Source organism: Paenibacillus sp. FSL K6-1122 (assembly GCF_037977015.1).
GTDB lineage: Bacteria > Bacillota > Bacilli > Paenibacillales > Paenibacillaceae > Paenibacillus > Paenibacillus amylolyticus.
The window spans coordinates 6,508,544-6,524,966 of record NZ_CP150272.1 but is presented as its reverse complement, the minus strand read 5'-3'; the positions used below and the strand labels follow the sequence as shown (position 1 = coordinate 6,524,966).

The following is a 16,423-nucleotide window of genomic DNA, read 5'->3' as shown; positions in this document are numbered from 1 at the left end:
TGCACAGTAGAGTACAGGCGGATATAACAGGTATGGATGTGGTTTCTGATCAAAAGGTCGTAAGACCCAGAATCAGTTGCAACTTATATAGGATACCTTTCAAAAACGTAGTCTTCTCCTGGAACTCATCCAGGTCTAACGTGAACTCGGCATCATTATTATTCCATATGCGCTCAAAATAATTCGCGATATCGAGTGTGAACTTATTGTCTGGAGGTGCAGCAACCCATAGATCATTCTCCAGATTGTAGTCATTCATGTTTCGGGGGGTGAAATTGGTTGAACCCCCTAGGACAATATGATCTCCGGTTGCTTTGGCAAGATAGATCATCTTGGTATGGTATTGCTCCTTGGTGGTGTTATACCAGCGGATCTGTATTTTACCGTCGGATTTATCATGCAATTCAGCGGCGACAGGACGGTTCGGAATCCCGATCTTTTCCTGACCAAAAGCATTTTCATTTGGATCTAGTACAAGCCGGATCTCGGTTCCTCGTTTTGCGGCTTCCAGCAGGGCTTCCAATACTTTCGGAGAGGCCACATAGAACATGCCCATCCATAAGGTGTCACCTTTGCCAGCTTGATTGATCTCATGGAGTACAGCGTCATTCACTTTGCCTTCAGTTAAATAGCGTATTCGCAAATCTCCCGTGTTTGAATTCGAGGAAGGAGCTGTGTAGGCAGGAACCTTGCCTCCGCCTGAGATGTCTAGAACAGCTTGCTCGGACTGAAGAATATCGCCAATGATTGGACCTGTTACTTCAAATGCAATATTCGAGTGGTAGGCACTCGCATCATGGATATTGCCAGAAGAGACAATCGCTGTCTTCTCACTAACAACAACTTTACGATGATTGGCCTTCACATTGAGCAGCTTGAGATAGGAACGCACAGTGACATCCGGACCATCCGTGGCCATCAGGTTTTTGATCCAGCCATCTCCAGATTGGCCAAACCATTGGAAGAAGGTCCGCCAGACCGCAGAGTATACTGGAGTTGAATCACGCAAAGGGTCCACATCCGTGATGACCACATGAATGCCTGCTTGTTTCATTTGTTCCAGCAACGGATTGGGTGCTGAGTTATAGTTGGTATTTACTTCATCTGTAATAAACCAGATGTCCATATCAGGATGTTGATTTTTTTTGGCGACCAGCGCTTCGGTAAATTCGGAACTGACAGGTGGGAAGTTCTGTCCCTTATGTTGATAATTATTGAACAAGAACATATCCACCAGGACAAACTGCTCTGCTTCCTCGACAATCTGCATCATGCGCTGGAATATCTGTTGTTCATGCTGCATCTGTCCGTCGGAGGAAGGATAAGTGAGGTCATGCAGGAACTCGACTTGATCCACACGATACTCCGGACTTTCGTAGGAAATGCCCGCTGGTAATGGTTTGTAGGTCTGATAGAGCATGACGGCGATGAGCCATAGGACTAATAGGACAAGTCCTGTTCGTATGTATGGAAATTTGCCGCGTGAAGACTTGCGGTCTGATGTATGGCGGCGTAATGAGACCAACGGTGGACTCCCCCTTCTGTACTTGCTGACTTCTATTACCACACGGATGATAACGTTGACGCAGGAGAACCCGCTAGCATAACGAATGTAGCAGTAAAACGCATATGGCAAAATTGGCAGTATGCAATCGACAGGTGTCTGAGCGTTGTGTATAATGAGTGTATTATTTTTGTAGAATGTTAGGGTTTTCATATGCCTGACAAGGACGGGGAACCAATGATATAACCTTTGAAATCTGGACATTTAGGAAAGAAAGTGGGTAATAAGGTGTATTCCATCAAACAAGTCGCTGCCATGCTCGGTATCCCGACGGTGACGCTCCGGGCTTGGGAGAATCGGTATAGTGCGGTCACCCCTGAACGGACGGAATCGGGTTATCGAATGTATACCGAAGAGAATGTTGCGGATCTGCGCTGGTTGAAAGAACAGGTTGAGCTACATCAGACCAATATTTCGGAAGCGGTACGGATGTTGAAAGTAAACAAATTAAATCCGCCCGAGGCTGTGCCCACGCCGATCATGGCTTCGGTGCCTACGATGGAAGAAGCCTACGCACGCATGGCTGATCAGATCTATGACTCGCTCTACAACTTTCAGGGTGAACGTGCCAATGGTTTGATTGATTTTGGGTTCACCATGTATGGGTATGACTCGATGTTCTATCATGTGTTGGTGCCCATTCTGGTCCGGGTTGGAGATGCATGGGAGCAAGGCAGGGCTTCGGTGGCTCAGGAACACTTCATGACACAGCTGATATCACAGCGGTTTTATCAGTTTTTCCATCTGTTCCCGATCTATCCGCATCTGCCCAAAGTTCTGGCGTTGTGTCCGGAGGGGGAGCACCATCAGGTCGGATTGCTGCTGTTCTCTCTCTTTATGCGCAAAAATGGAGCGGAAGTACTGTATCTGGGTGCGAACACGCCAGAAGAAGGTATCTTCCCGATTATCCGGGAGCAGAAGATCAAGTTGGTCTGCCTGTCGATCACAAGTCCAGGGCTTCTTGAACGGTGTGATCAGCTCGTCGAGCGGATTATGAACGAGTTCCCGCATATTCGCTTTGTACTTGGAGGTAAAGGCTATGAGCGTGCAGAGCATGCACGTTATCCGCAATGGATTATGCCGGAGAGTTCTGCGGACTGGCAGTCGTGGATGGAGCGTGAATATCTCTCCGAGCGGTCACCTGGTGCACGGTTTGGACAGGCCAATAATTAAACATAATCTCAAATGATATGAATAGGTTAGTGTATAAAGGACATCCTTTGACGAAAGTGATCAAAGGGTGTTTTTTGTGTTTATAAATGGAGTAGTAGTGTATTTTGACCGACGGGTCATTTTTTGGTTTACAAGCTCGTATAATATTTGTATTATATTTGTATAATGTTTTTGCTAGTTACCGCTTAAAGTATTCTTGGGCGGTTTAATAATAGGTTAGGGGCTAGAGAACTATAGAATTCCCTACATAGAAAGGTGAGTGGCATGATACCGAATCAACAACGCAAACGTGCAGCTGTCATTGGCGCAGGTCCAGGTGGACTTGCAGCAGCGATGTTATTGTCCGGTCAGGGGTACGAGGTAGATGTGTATGAGAAACAGCCAGTCATCGGGGGGCGTTCTGCCAGATTGGAACTGGGTGAATATCGATTCGACCGCGGTGCTACATTTTTGATGATGCCTCAGCTGATTGAAGAGATGTTTGACGTGGTGGGACGTAAGTTATCCGATTATGTGCATATGAAAGAGTTAACCCCACTGTACGCACTGAACTTTGGTGATAAGGTGTTCACGCCTTCTCGTAATCGGGAAGATACAGCTGCACAGATTAAGGAATTGTTTCCGGGTAATGAAGACAATTACCTTCGGTTCATGCAAGAAGAAGAAGTGAAATTTGGCAAAGTCATGCCTTTACTCCGTCGTCCTTTTGGCAAGCTGACTGACTATTTGCGCAAGGATGCGGTAACAGCTCTACCTAAGCTTGATGTCCACAATACAGTCTATGGAATCTTGTCCCGCTATTTTACAGACGAGCGTCTGCGCTGGGCATTTACATTTCAATCCAAATACCTTGGCATGTCTGCCTGGGATTGTCCGGGCACCTTTACCATACTATCGTTTATTGAGCATCACTACGGATTGTTCCACCCCATTGGCGGCGTGAATCGGATCTTCCAAGCCATGGCCGATGTCGTGGAAGAATACGGAGGACGCATACATACTTCCACCCCGGTGAAACAGGTCATCGTTCGCAATGGTCGTGCAGAAGGTGTGTTGCTTGAGAACGGTGAACGCATCGAAGCAGACCATGTGGTGGTGAACGCCGACTTTGCACATGCGGTTAACCATCTGTTTGAACCAGGCGTGCTTAAGAAATATACCCCGGAGAAAATGAAACGCAAAAAGTATTCCTGCTCTACAGCAATGCTGTATCTGGGCGTGGATGGTGATGTGGATCTGCCGCATCACTCGATCTATTTTCCCGAGGACTACCGGTTAAACGTTGATGAGATTACAAAGCATAAAATGTTATCAGCCGATCCATCTCTATATATTCATAACCCTTCCAGACTTGATTCGACGCTGGCACCGGAAGGGAAATCTGCTTTGTATGTTCTTATGCCTACGCCTAACCTTACCGCAGATATTGATTGGGAGGCAGAACGGGAGAATGTGCAGGAGGCCATGATGAAACGCATGGAAGGCATTCCTGAGCTGGCAGACATACGCAACCGTATTGAAGAATGTATGCTGTTCACTCCACTTGATTGGCAGACTGAACTAGATGTGTATCGCGGAGCAACGTTTAATATGGCACATAACCTGGGTCAGATGATGTATCTGCGTCCCCATAACCAGTTTGAAGAGTTGAAAAGTGTATGGCTGGTAGGCGGCGGAACACATCCGGGTAGCGGGTTGCCCACGATCTTCGAATCGGCACGGATCAGTGTCAGACTGATTCAGGAAGAGGACGCACGCACACGTTCCAAGCCATCCTCTTATGTGAAGACGGCAGAAGCCAGAGGGCATTCATGAAGCGGGCCGCTATTGTAGGCGCAGGGATTGGCGGACTCACTTCGGCACTGTTATTGAACCGTCAAGGCTGGGATGTCACCGTGTATGAACGGGGTTCCCGCGTTGGCGGACGCATTGGATATGAGCAGGAAGGCGAGTATCGGATCGATCAGGGGCCAACGATCGTACTGTTGCCGGAGATGTTACTTGGCATAATGGAGGAAGCAGGCGTAGATCGTTCGAAGATTGAGTTACTTCGCTGTGATCCGTTATACAGAGTGCATTACCACAGTGGTCGTGTCATGACCAAGATGACCTCACGTGAAGAGCAGACGGCGGAGATTGAACGTTTGTTCCCGGGAGAGAGCCGGGGATTCTCACGATTCATGAAAGATATGGACACGTTGTTTCCGGCAGGCAGGGCAGCGTTTCTGGAAAGGGCTTTTCCGCGCAAAAGGGATTTCTTCACCCCTTCGCTCATGTCACTCATGGGCAGATTGCGTGCACACAAAAGTGTCCGGAAAGCGGTAGGCGATTATTTTGAGCATGAGGAATTGCTTGATGCGTACTCTCTGCAAAGTTTATACATCGGTGGATCACCGTTTGGAACGCCAGGTATCTATTCCCTTTTGCCTTACGCAGAGCATGAATATGGCATCTGGATGGTCAAAGGTGGATATGCAGCATTGCCGGCTATTCTGGAACAGGAACTGATATCACGTGGTGGGCGTGTCGTGCTGAATTCGGAAGTGACCGGACTCAAGATTAAAAATGGTGTGTGTGAAGGTATAGAAACGGCAGCAGGCGCAGAAAATGTGGATGCAGTTATCTACAATGGTGATTTCCCCCATCTATCAGGTTTGCTTGGACAATCACCAGAGGTAGCACGTAAAAGAAAACCGTATCGTCCCTCTTCCGGATGTGTATTGCTCTATGTGGGCGTGGACAAAACCTGGGAAGATGCAACGACGCACCAGTTCTTCCTGCCACCGAGTCTTGAAGGCAGTTTGCAGGAAGTGTTCAATCAGCGACGCATTCCGGCAAAGTCCTCATTTTACGTATTTAATCCGGTCGCATTGGATGAAACTGCAGCGCCTCAAGGACAAAGTGTATTATATTTCCTCATTCCCGTACCAGATGCCGAAGGTGTCGACTGGGATCAGGAGAGTGAAGCATTGGCAGAACGGGTACTGGAAGAAGCGGAGCAACGTGGATTCCCGGGACTTCGTGCAGCGATCAAGTGGAAAAAGGTACGTACACCCGCTGACGCAGAGCGAGACGGGCTCTATGGGGGCGGAAGCTTTGGTATAGCACCTGTATTATTCCAGTCCGGTGTATACCGACCGCAACCCAAACCATTCCCTAATATAAAGGGATTATATGCCGCAGGAGCATCTGTACATCCAGGTGGCGGAGTGCCGATTGTAATGCAGAGTGCACGGATGGCCGTCAATCAACTCATGAAGGAGATGGGAACATGAATGAAGCGATTTTGAGCAGGTGTGAAGAGTTGATGCAAAAGGGTTCTTCCTCTTTTTATCAGGCCTTTAGAGGGCTGCCAAGTCCACGTCGGGAAGCGGTATATGTCATTTATGCCTTCTGCCGCATGATTGATGACAGTGTAGACGAGCCGGAACATTCGCCATATACGATTCACGAGATCCATGATTTGTTTGATCGGCTAGACGATGCGGAAGGACACTTTATCTGGCCAGCACTGAGATGGTTGTTCAGCAGTTTCCCTCATCTGGATAAGGGGCCATTTTTCCGTCAGATGGAAGGGCAGCTCACAGATCTTAAAGTAACGCATTATACAACGATGCAGGAACTGGAGCATTATTGTTATCTGGTGGCCGGAACCGTAGGCGAGATGTTGTTGCCTGTATTGAGAGATGATAACGGCGCAGAAGTAGCGATGAACGGGATTGCTTTGGGTAAAGGGATGCAGATCGTTAATATTATTCGGGATGTTGGTGAAGATCGGGCCAGAGTGCGTCGGTATGTTCCGCTGGAAATCATGGAGAAGCATGGTTACACCGAGCAGGACTTTGAAGACGGGGTTGTGGACGAACGTTTTATTGCCATTGTTCATGAATTAAAAGCTGCAGCATTGAACTGGTTCCGTATTGGCATGGATCGTCTGGATACGTACCCAACGGAAAGTGCATTTTCCATCGAGCTGGCAGCAGCCTTTTACTCCACCATTCTACACGCCGTTGAACGCAACGACTATGACGTATATACCAAGCGGGCATATGTTAGCGATGAATTGAAACTGGAGATGCTGGGTGCGATTGTGAAACGTTACCCGATGCTGGCCTATCAAGCCTCCCGAACGGCGGTATCCTGATGATCCAGTGGCTTTACTGGGCGTGGTATGTCATTGGAGCAACCTTGATGCTAACGATCGGTGTGCCTGACGTATTATCTTTTTCAAATGGTTTATTTCTAATCTTCTACGCATTGTATGTGCTGGATCTGATCTATCAAGGGCGTAATCGGACAGGCCTGTCCGACCAGTCAGTCATCTGGCTGAAACCCGGACTCTGGATATCCTCTGTGATTATCTGGCTTGGAGGTATGGGCGTAGAGTGGGTAGGCGTTCATACGCATTGGCCTTTTGGCGAGTATGCCTACTCAGACTTCTTCGGGATTCATCTGTTCAGTGTGCCAGTTACGCTGGGTTTCGCCTGGATCGCAGTGGTGGGTAACTCGGCGCTGTTAAGTGGCGGTGGTTCAACGTGGACTGGCAGACTGCTTCGAGCAGTGAAGACCGGGTTCTGGGCGATTGTTCTTGATCTGGTACTCGACCCTGTTGCGCATGCAAGAGGATTCTGGGAGTGGCAAGCCCCAGGTGGATTCTACGGTGTTCCGTGGTCCAATTACATAAGCTGGTTTATCATGGGTGCATTCTTGTCCCTTTTCCTTCCGGCCATGCCTAATGACCGTAGCTCATTGCTGCGTGCAAAATGGTTGTATCAGCTGTTTATTCTTCTGTTCGGCCTGCTTGCTCTAAAGGAAGGGATTACGGGCAGCTTTATCATCGCCATTGCTGGTGTGCTTCTTGCCGAAGGGAGCTGGCTCTATGATTCGCGCCGTAAAATCAAAACCGTTTAATCGTATTTTTGCCTTATACAATCACTATTATCTGCTACGTCGGCGCTTCCGCTCCTTCACGCTCACAGGGTCACTGGACCCGCAGGTGGACATCAGGGACAACTCCCCGATTGAAGCGACTCGTCCGGTGATCTATTTCATGAATCACAGCTCCTGGTGGGATGGTCTGCTGCTCTATCATGCGGCCAGGCAGACATCGCGGGGTGATCATTATGTGATGATGGAGGAGCAACAGCTTCAGCAATATGCTTTTTTTCGTAAATTGGGTGCGTATTCGATCAATAAGGAGAGTGCGTCCGGTATTCGGACCTCTCTACAGTACACCAGTGAATTATTGGATTCAGGTAAAAGGGTCTGGATTTTTCCCCAAGGAGAAATTCTGCATCAGGAGGCCAGACCGATTCAGTTCCGTCCAGGCATCGGATTGTTACTTCGTCGTTCTCCAAATGCCATTGCTGTACCGGTAACCTTGTGCCATGGGATGGTCCAGCATGATTTACCGGAAATATCGATGCAGGCGGGCCCGGCTGTGATGGAAGACTGGAAGGCGTTGAAGAGTGAAGAGATTGCCGCCAGACTCGGCCATGTGCTGGAACAGCAGTTAGACGATCATAGATCAGAGCTTATACGGATGGGGCAGGGAAGTTTGCCAGATGCGATTCCACTGATTCGTCATGTACGTTCGACAAGTGAAAAATACGATGCGGCACGAAAGCGGGTGAACCGTTAGCATGAATGCATCTGAAATCTTCTGGATTGTGCTTACCTGCATATTGGGCATACAGTTGCTATTCGCTCTATGGAACGTCTCCTGTCTGCCCAAAGTGCGTTCATTCCGAGCAGACCGAATACAACCACCAGACCTGCTGGTCTCGGTGCTGATTCCAGCCAGAAATGAACGACTACATATCGAAGGATGTCTGGAAAGTGTGCTCGCGAGCGATATGTCAGGATTCCGGATGGAAGTATTGGTGCTGGATGATCGCTCCGAAGATGAGACAGCGGCCATGGTACAAGCGATTGCGGATCGGGATGCACGTGTGCGTTTGCTGCATGGTGTCGATCTTCCTGAGGGCTGGATGGGGAAATCCCATGCGTGCCACAGGCTGGTTCAGGAGGCCAAGGGAGAATGGTATATGTTCGTGGATGCGGATGTGCGTCTGGAGCCAAGTGCCATTCGGCAGACTCTCGCGGCAGGGTGTGAGCAGAGCGGGGGCCTGGTAACCGGTTTTCCTTATCAGGTAACGAAGACGTGGATGGAAAAGCTTGTTGTACCCATGATGGTCTTCACCATCATCAGTCATCTGCCCATTTTCATGATACGCAGATCATCCAGTCCGATGTTTGTGGCCGCTACGGGGGCTTTTTTGCTGATTCATCGCTCCAGTTACGAAGCTTCCGGTGGTCATGCTGCCATTCAGGCGCATCTGGTGGATGACATGAGTCTCGCCAAAGCGGTTAAGCGTGCAGGTCATCCGGTGATGCTGACAGACGTGCATGACGTAACGAATACCCGCATGTATCAGAACGGTGAAGAAGTATGGAACGGATATAAGAAAAACATGTACGAAGGTATGGGACGTAAAGACGTACTGCTGCTGGGCACGATGTTGATGTATACACTGATGTATATTGTGCCTCCACTAGGATTGATTATTGGACTCCTTATGGGCAGTTCGATGTCCATTCTGTATGGATTGTTAGGAACATTATTAGGTATGGCTGTGAAAAGAGTAGCGGATCATGCTGGCGGACAACCCTGGTGGCTTGCCCTTCTGCAACCAGTCAGCATGGCCTGTGTCATTGCCATCGGATTCGCTTCCTGGCAGGCAGGCCGCTCCGGCAAGGGGTATGTATGGAAAGGTAGGCGGTACAGTTGAGAGGTAACGTCATTATAATCGGTGCAGGATTTGGAGGTCTGTCGTGTGCGATACGACTGGCTTCACAAGGTGTGCAGGTAACGATTCTGGAACGGCAGCAACACGTAGGTGGCAAGCTACAGCAGATTGAGCGGGACGGGTATCATTTTGACCGTGGACCGAGCACAATCACGATGCCATCGACCTTTCGTTCAGTCTTCGACCATGCGGGTGTAGCAATGGAAGATTACGTACAATTATATGAGTTAGAGCCGCGGACACGTAATATATTTGCAGATGGCACAGTGGTAGATTTGTCAGGTAATCGCGGGTGGATGAAGGAGCAGATCGCTGCGTACAGTCCGGAGGATGCGGCTCGTTATGATGCGTTTATGGATGAGTCTGCTGCACTGTATGCGGAAGCCAATCGTCATTTTCTGGGTAAGTTGCTGCTGTCTCCTTCTGACAAATACAATCTTCAGATGCTGCGCAGCCTGCTCCGCGTGCGGCCAACGGTGAAGCTGGATAAGCTGCTACGCTCGTATTTCCGACATCCGCATACGCTGGCTATGTTCGGACGGTACGCGACCTATGTGGGATCATCGCCGTATCAATCGCCTTCCATTTTTGCCATGATGGGGCATGTGGAAGCAGAAGTCGGCATCTACGGGGTCAAAGGCGGAACCTATCAACTGATCGAAGGAATGACCCGGCTGGCACAGGAAAAAGGCGTACGAATCATTACCGGCACGGAGGTCCGACAGATTGTTGTTCGGAATGGCAAAGTGGCAGGCGTGGATACGGATCAAGGCTCTCACGAAGCAGATCAAGTGGTTGCCAATGGAGATGTGCTTAGCGTGAATCGACTGTTGCTCGCACCGGAACACCGGAAAGAGATGAGCGATGCGCGCATACAGAAGTATGAGCCATCCATTTCAGGATTTGTGACGCTGGCAGGTGTGCGAAGGCAATATGATGCGTTGTTACACCATACGGTCTTTTTCCCGGAACGGTATGAACCGGAGTTCGACCATATTTTCCGTGACCGTAAAATGCCCGCCGATCCCACGATCTACATCTGTTATTCCGGTTATTCGGAAGTGGGCATGGCTCCGGTGGGAGCCAGTAATCTGTTCATTCTGGTCAATGCCCCCTATTTGTCGGATTCATGGAATTGGGAGCAGCAGACGGAACGTTACGGAGCGTTTGTGCTGGAACAATTGGCAGCGCGGGGAATTACCGGGTTGAATGAATCCGATGTGCTGATCCGGTACACACCGCGAGATATCGAACGGGATACCTTGGCGCATCAAGGGTCGATCTACGGCATCTCGTCCAACTCGGTGAAGCAGACCTTTATGCGACCAGGCAACCGAAGCAAAGATGTACAAGGACTCTGGTACGTCGGCGGAACGACACATCCAGGCGGCGGAACCCCGATAGTGACGTTGTCCGGACAGCTTGTTGGGGAGCAATTGGCATCGGAAATCTTGAGATAAGTTTGTTGTGCAGATGATGGAGTGAAAATGTGTTTTGTTGATCCATGTGCGTGTGTATCGTCTCTGCTAACCAGCTTCGAAGATGCGACAGATGATCCGTGCTGTTGAGTAGGTATGAGATAGTGGTGCTCCGGGATTTAAGTGAGACATTTGGTGTCGGGGCATCCTTTCAATAGCCGGTTTGGAACGTTATACTGGATAGAGTTAAACTGCTGAGCTGCAATGCTTATAGGATTAATGTTTTTGTCTTTTGCAAAAGACGTATATACATAGAAGTAAGGAACGGGCAGGTTATCCTGTCGATCCGCACGATTCTCACATAGGAGGTCTCATCATGAATGAACAAGAGCGAGCCGGCGAACGGCTGCTTCCCGAAGTGGCTACGGGAGAACGGAAGCTAGAGCACGTGCGCCTCTGTCTTGAGGAGAATGTGGCAGGAGAAGGGGTAACCAGCGGTATGGAGCGGTTTGCGTTTCGCCATCACCCACTGCCGGAACTGGATTTTGAAGAGGTGCATCTGGAGACTTCGTTTATTGGCAAAAAAGTACGTACACCCTTGCTCATCAGTTCGATGACGGGTGGAAGCAAAACAACAGGCGCCATCAATGAGCGCCTCGCCCGAGTAGCAAACGCCAGAGGCTGGGCGCTCGGCGTAGGTTCGATCCGGGCTGCCGTAGAACAGCCGGAACTTGCAAGTACCTTCGATGTGCGGCGCTGGGCACCGGACATCCCGGTCATTGCCAACCTGGGTGCGGTGCAGCTGAACTATGGTTTCACAACAGCTGACTTCCAGCGTGCTGTAGATATTGCGGGTGCGGACATGCTCGTGCTTCATCTAAACACCTTGCAGGAAGTCTTTCAGCCGGAAGGTAACACCAACTTCAGCGGATTATTTCAGCGGATTGAAAACTTGTGTCGTGAGCTAGACGTACCTGTTGGCGTAAAAGAAGTAGGTTTTGGCATCGATGGCGTGACGGCTCAACGCCTATATGAAGCGGGTGTCGCGTTCATTGATGTAGCCGGAGCAGGGGGCACAAGCTGGGTGCAGGTAGAGAAGTACCGCAACAATAACCCGGTACGCCGGGCAGCAGCTGAAGCTTTTGCCGACTGGGGCATTCCGACAGCGGAGTGTATTCAGGAAGTACGAGCGCTGAATCCTACTGGTGCCCTGATTGGCAGCGGTGGACTGCACACTGGCGTGGATGCGGCCAAAGCCCTCGCGCTCGGTGCGGATCTCGCTGGTTTTGGTCGATCTCTTCTCGAATCCGCAGTAGCTTCCGATGATGCGCTGAATGAGCGGCTGGAACAGGTTGAGTTTGAACTTCGTACTGTCATGTTTGGCATTGGTGCAGGTCGGATTGAGGATCTGAAGCAGACATCACGTCTGGTGGAACGGCGTTAGATAAAACCAGAGGTGAAGTCTTGCTGAACAGTTTTGACTTGTGAGAGTATGCGCTGGGCCCGATGGAGCAACTTCCGCTAACGAACCTGCAACACCTTATTTGGCAATATAGGCGTTAGTTGGGAATCTAACGAATCTCACACACGCTAATGGGTTAGAAAACTGCGATTTGCAGCGGATGACGCCAAAGAAAGAGTAAATAACGAGTCTATAGTTCGTTAGATTTTCAAAACGCAGGAAAAATGCTGAATAGTGTCTCTCGGGTTCGTTAGAATGTGAGGGAAACGTGGAACGGTTCATGGACCGAACTTGGCACTTCAACTGTAGACTGCGACAAGTCAATTGATTAATATTGGTGTATTACTTTTAGCATGTCGATAATCAACGGCATGCTTTTTTGTAATGTATAACAAGATGAAGATTTAATTCAAAGTAAAATTTTTTATTGTTTGTTAATACATTACACTTTATGATTGATGAGTCTTAAGGAATGGTTTTTAATAATTTTATAGGCACGAAGACTCACTTGAAATTAAGGAAAGGATGGATTGATTCAAGACTAGAAGTTAAAATTTCGAAATTATAAGTATATATTTAAGTTTTAGATATCCAAAGTAATAATGCAGGTTTTTTAAGATCATACATATGAGGCATTAAACACAATTTCTAAGAGGTGATACATACATGAAGTTCAAGAACGTATTAATTTTCATGCTAGTTATTAATTTATTGTTGGTTAATCTACTGATTTCAGGAGCAGGGACAGAAGTAGCTCATGCAAATTATGAGCCTCGTACAGATAAAATAACTACGGAGTCTTCCAAGTCGAGTGATAACTTTATAGACTCGTATAATACCAACACGACTAATACGTCTGCATCAATTGAAACAATAAGTGACACTATTACTACGTCATATTTGCCGAAACCTAACGTAACGGTAACGACAACGGAAAACTCCATAACGGTGTCTTGGGATGAAGTTCCCGGAGCAACTAAATATGCTGTTACTGTCAATCGAGAAGTTGCTATGGATAAAAATATAAGAACGTACACAATAACAAGAGTTGCACCAGATGAAACATATAGGATCGGAGTTCTCGCTTATGACGGGGAAAAATACGGAGAACAAGAGTTACTCTTCGTTAGATTGAAGGGACCTGCGCCAATCTACGATGATGCGGGTAGAATTGATTTTACGGGGAAAATTTCAGGTGAATTAGAGATTGTTAATGGTGGCTTCGCTTATGTAAACTGGGGGCTTGTGAATGGCAATGCGATCAGTCTGTTTTACAAGCAAGATGCCAATGTACTGGCTGAGGTGTACGTCAATGACGTGAAAAATACTGATCTGAACAGCCAATCCAGCTCAAGTGCTCTCATTAATGGTTTGAAACAAGGTGAGAAAAATGTGATCAAGTTAGCTTGGACGAATTCTACAGACTCCACTCAAGACTCAGTCGAGTTTATTATTACGCCTCCTGCAAAGGATGCTTATACTTTAGGAGTTTCCAAGGCGGGGTTTGGATCAGTCGTTGATCTTAAGCAATACGGTAAATGGTACCTCGTGGATAATCAAACCTTAATCTCTCAGAATACCGTTTCTAAATACATTGATACACAAGGTGATAGTGCTAGATGGAGAGTAGACCTGTATTCCAAGTTCGCAGATAGTGTGGGCTATGAACTAAATAAAATTAAAGAAGACAAGCAGTCTCCTTTTAACACGCTATGGTGGAATGTCAATGCGTTTGATACAGGGGAGTACGTTCATGGCTATTCATCTCCTGTAGGGATCGTTACCAAGGAGGATTTAGAGAAATATACAGGGGTTGTTCTAAATGATCCTAATCGTCCGAATCAGATGATATCCAGTCTGGCTTTGGCTAATCCTAATACATATGAAAATGCAAAACATGGTAATAAGGGGCCTGTTTTTACGGAGATAGCCACTGGATCTGATGCATTCCCAAATAATCATATAAACTCTGTTGCAGCAGGCAGCGCGGTACAAAACTTCAAATATAAAGCCTTCTTAAAAAATAATGTGGAATTTAAAGGACAGGGGACTCCTGAAGATCCTTACGTTATTCCGACGCTAGCTGATGGGGAACCTGTGATCACGAAACTAGATAGTCCTAGATACTCCCAGTCGAGTGCTGTGGGTAATAATGCGATTCGGTTGCAGTGGCATGCAGTGGAAGGTGCTGAACAATATATTCTCAAGAGTGGTTCTGAAATTCTATATGAGGGTCCGCTTTTAGAATATGTGCATGAAGGTGTGAATTTTAATTCGATCACTAAGTATACATTAGTAGCTCGCAAAGGCGATGTTTACAGTGAAGAAGCGAAATTTACAATCGGAATTAGAAATTTTATTACATATCCACCAGATTTCCGAGCTGAAGCGCTGGATTCCACCAAAGTTAGACTTACGTGGAGCAAGGTAGACCATGCAGTAGAGTATGTGATTACTCGTAATGATCAGCCTTTAGCGATCACTAAGTCAACCTCATACGAGGATGGGAATGTTACACCTGACACCACATACATCTATAAAGTGATTGGCCGGGACGGAGACAATGAAGGTCCTCCTGCAGTTAAAAGTGTGAAGATACCTAAGGTGACTGAGGACGTGGCACCGAAAGGCCAAATTAACATCAGAGTCAATCGAGTGTACGATAATAGAGTGGACCTACAATGGAATCTGGTGGAGGGAGCAACCCATTATGAGATTTACCAGGATCAAGTGAGTAAAGTATGGTCAGGTCATTCAAATACGATGATAGCGTACACGCTCCAGCCAGGAAGAACATATACCTATCGGGTTGTAGCGAGTAACAAATACGGAAAGGTTGAATCTAGTACAATCGAAGTGCAGACGGCGGGCATACCTCAACCAATGAATGTGGCTCCAATGAATGCCTCGAACGCAACGATTGCCTTTGAATATCAACCTATTGAAGGAGCAGTTCATTACGTTGAACGTAATCCACAAACGAAGTACGAACCTCTAGGAAACGGTGTTTATCGTAAGACGTATTTGAATACTGCCACTGGAGAAACACGTGATGAGGGTATGGTGACTGCTGTGAACGGTAAGTTGCAGTTTAGTGAAGTGGGCGTCGAACGAAATAAATATTATGAGTATAATGTCATCGCTGTTCGTGTCAGACCTGATGGATCAGAAGAGGTCATTGGCAAGCAGACGGTTGCTGTAACAACTCCAGCAGATGGAAGTGGTGCAACGGTATATGGATATAATTATCCTATTCCTCCTTACCATAATGTTAATAATATCCCTTTCCCTAGTGCGGTTACGGGGAAAAACGACAGCATTACAATTGATACTCAAGTTGTGGGTTCAAATGGAGAAGTGAAAAATCCAGCAAGTGTTACTTTTAGAGATATAGAAAAGAGTTATGCGAAGGAGGCTATTATCTACTTGGCACAGAAGGGAATTGTCAAAGGCTATTCCGATGGTTCGTTTGGTGGACATCAAAAAGTGACGAGAGCCGAATTTGCAATCTTCTTAAAACGAGCCCTTGGATATAATTCTGTGGTTCCTTATATTAATGAATTCAACGATGTTCAATCTAACTCTTGGTACTATTCGGAGATAACTCCTGCATTACAACAAGGTATACTTAAAGGATTCAGTGATGGTTCGCTTAGACCGAATGTGGACGTTACGAGAGAAGAAGCATCAAGTATGATTGAGAACGTAATGAAAAAACAAGGTTATGTATTATCATCATTCACACTTTACGATGACAACCAAATGATCTCCAATTGGGCTAGAAATAGTATCAGTCTTGTAACTCAAGAATCTGTTATGAAAGGATACCCCGATCGGAAGTTTATGCCTAAAAAGCAGCTAACCCGACAGGAGGCTGCAATGATAATCTATAACCTATTGCATAGCAAGAAGTAAAAGGCCCGTAAAGTTCTTTTTACTAACTTTTAACGGTGATAAACGATGTTGAAATAAAATAGGACCCTAACATGCAATCTTC

The 16,423-nt window shown here is 47.3% G+C and carries 11 protein-coding genes; 10 read left to right on the top strand and 1 reads right to left on the bottom strand.

Annotation, left to right across the window (positions count from 1 at the left end; all coding sequences use genetic code 11):
- Positions 1-49: 49 nt before the first annotated feature.
- A complete protein-coding gene (locus tag NSQ20_RS29075; protein ID WP_315370810.1) occupies positions 50-1,525 on the bottom strand; it encodes a phospholipase D family protein in 1,476 nt (491 codons plus the stop codon).
- A gap of 267 nt (positions 1,526-1,792) precedes the next feature.
- Here NSQ20_RS29075 and NSQ20_RS29070 point away from each other — a divergent pair, with 267 nt between their 5' ends.
- The 10 genes from NSQ20_RS29070 to NSQ20_RS29025 all read left to right on the top strand — a co-directional run bounded on the left by NSQ20_RS29070 (position 1,793) and on the right by NSQ20_RS29025 (position 16,341).
- Positions 1,793-2,737, top strand: a complete 945-nt coding sequence (locus NSQ20_RS29070) for a MerR family transcriptional regulator (protein WP_339195853.1) — start codon at positions 1,793-1,795, stop codon at positions 2,735-2,737.
- A gap of 264 nt (positions 2,738-3,001) precedes the next feature.
- Complete coding sequence (gene crtI / locus NSQ20_RS29065; RefSeq protein ID WP_315370811.1) at positions 3,002-4,552, top strand: phytoene desaturase family protein; 1,551 nt, start codon at positions 3,002-3,004, stop codon at positions 4,550-4,552.
- Positions 4,549-6,012 carry a phytoene desaturase family protein gene (gene crtI / locus NSQ20_RS29060; protein ID WP_315370812.1) on the top strand — a complete coding sequence of 488 codons (1,464 nt, stop codon included), beginning with the start codon at positions 4,549-4,551 and terminating at the stop codon, positions 6,010-6,012. The genes crtI (NSQ20_RS29065) and crtI (NSQ20_RS29060) overlap by 4 nt, the downstream gene beginning before the upstream one ends.
- A complete protein-coding gene (locus NSQ20_RS29055; protein WP_127549019.1) occupies positions 6,009-6,881 on the top strand; it encodes a phytoene/squalene synthase family protein in 873 nt (290 codons plus the stop codon). Before crtI (NSQ20_RS29060) ends, NSQ20_RS29055 begins: the two co-directional genes overlap by 4 nt.
- Positions 6,881-7,648: a carotenoid biosynthesis protein gene (locus NSQ20_RS29050; RefSeq protein ID WP_127549021.1), complete on the top strand. Its 768-nt coding sequence runs from the start codon at positions 6,881-6,883 to the stop codon at positions 7,646-7,648. Before NSQ20_RS29055 ends, NSQ20_RS29050 begins: the two co-directional genes overlap by 1 nt.
- Positions 7,617-8,378: a lysophospholipid acyltransferase family protein gene (locus tag NSQ20_RS29045; RefSeq protein ID WP_036612609.1), complete on the top strand. Its 762-nt coding sequence runs from the start codon at positions 7,617-7,619 to the stop codon at positions 8,376-8,378. Before NSQ20_RS29050 ends, NSQ20_RS29045 begins: the two co-directional genes overlap by 32 nt.
- A gap of 1 nt (position 8,379) precedes the next feature.
- On the top strand, positions 8,380-9,528 hold the full coding sequence (locus NSQ20_RS29040; protein WP_315370813.1) for a glycosyltransferase family 2 protein: 1,149 nt from the start codon (positions 8,380-8,382) through the stop codon (positions 9,526-9,528).
- Entirely contained in the window at positions 9,525-11,006 is a 1,482-nt protein-coding gene (gene crtI / locus NSQ20_RS29035) for a phytoene desaturase family protein (RefSeq protein WP_315370814.1), read from the top strand. Before NSQ20_RS29040 ends, crtI (NSQ20_RS29035) begins: the two co-directional genes overlap by 4 nt.
- A gap of 334 nt (positions 11,007-11,340) precedes the next feature.
- Entirely contained in the window at positions 11,341-12,408 is a 1,068-nt protein-coding gene (fni, locus tag NSQ20_RS29030) for a type 2 isopentenyl-diphosphate Delta-isomerase (RefSeq protein WP_339195847.1), read from the top strand.
- A gap of 684 nt (positions 12,409-13,092) precedes the next feature.
- Entirely contained in the window at positions 13,093-16,341 is a 3,249-nt protein-coding gene (locus NSQ20_RS29025; RefSeq protein ID WP_339195844.1) for an S-layer homology domain-containing protein, read from the top strand.
- The last annotated feature ends 82 nt before the right edge of the window (positions 16,342-16,423 follow it).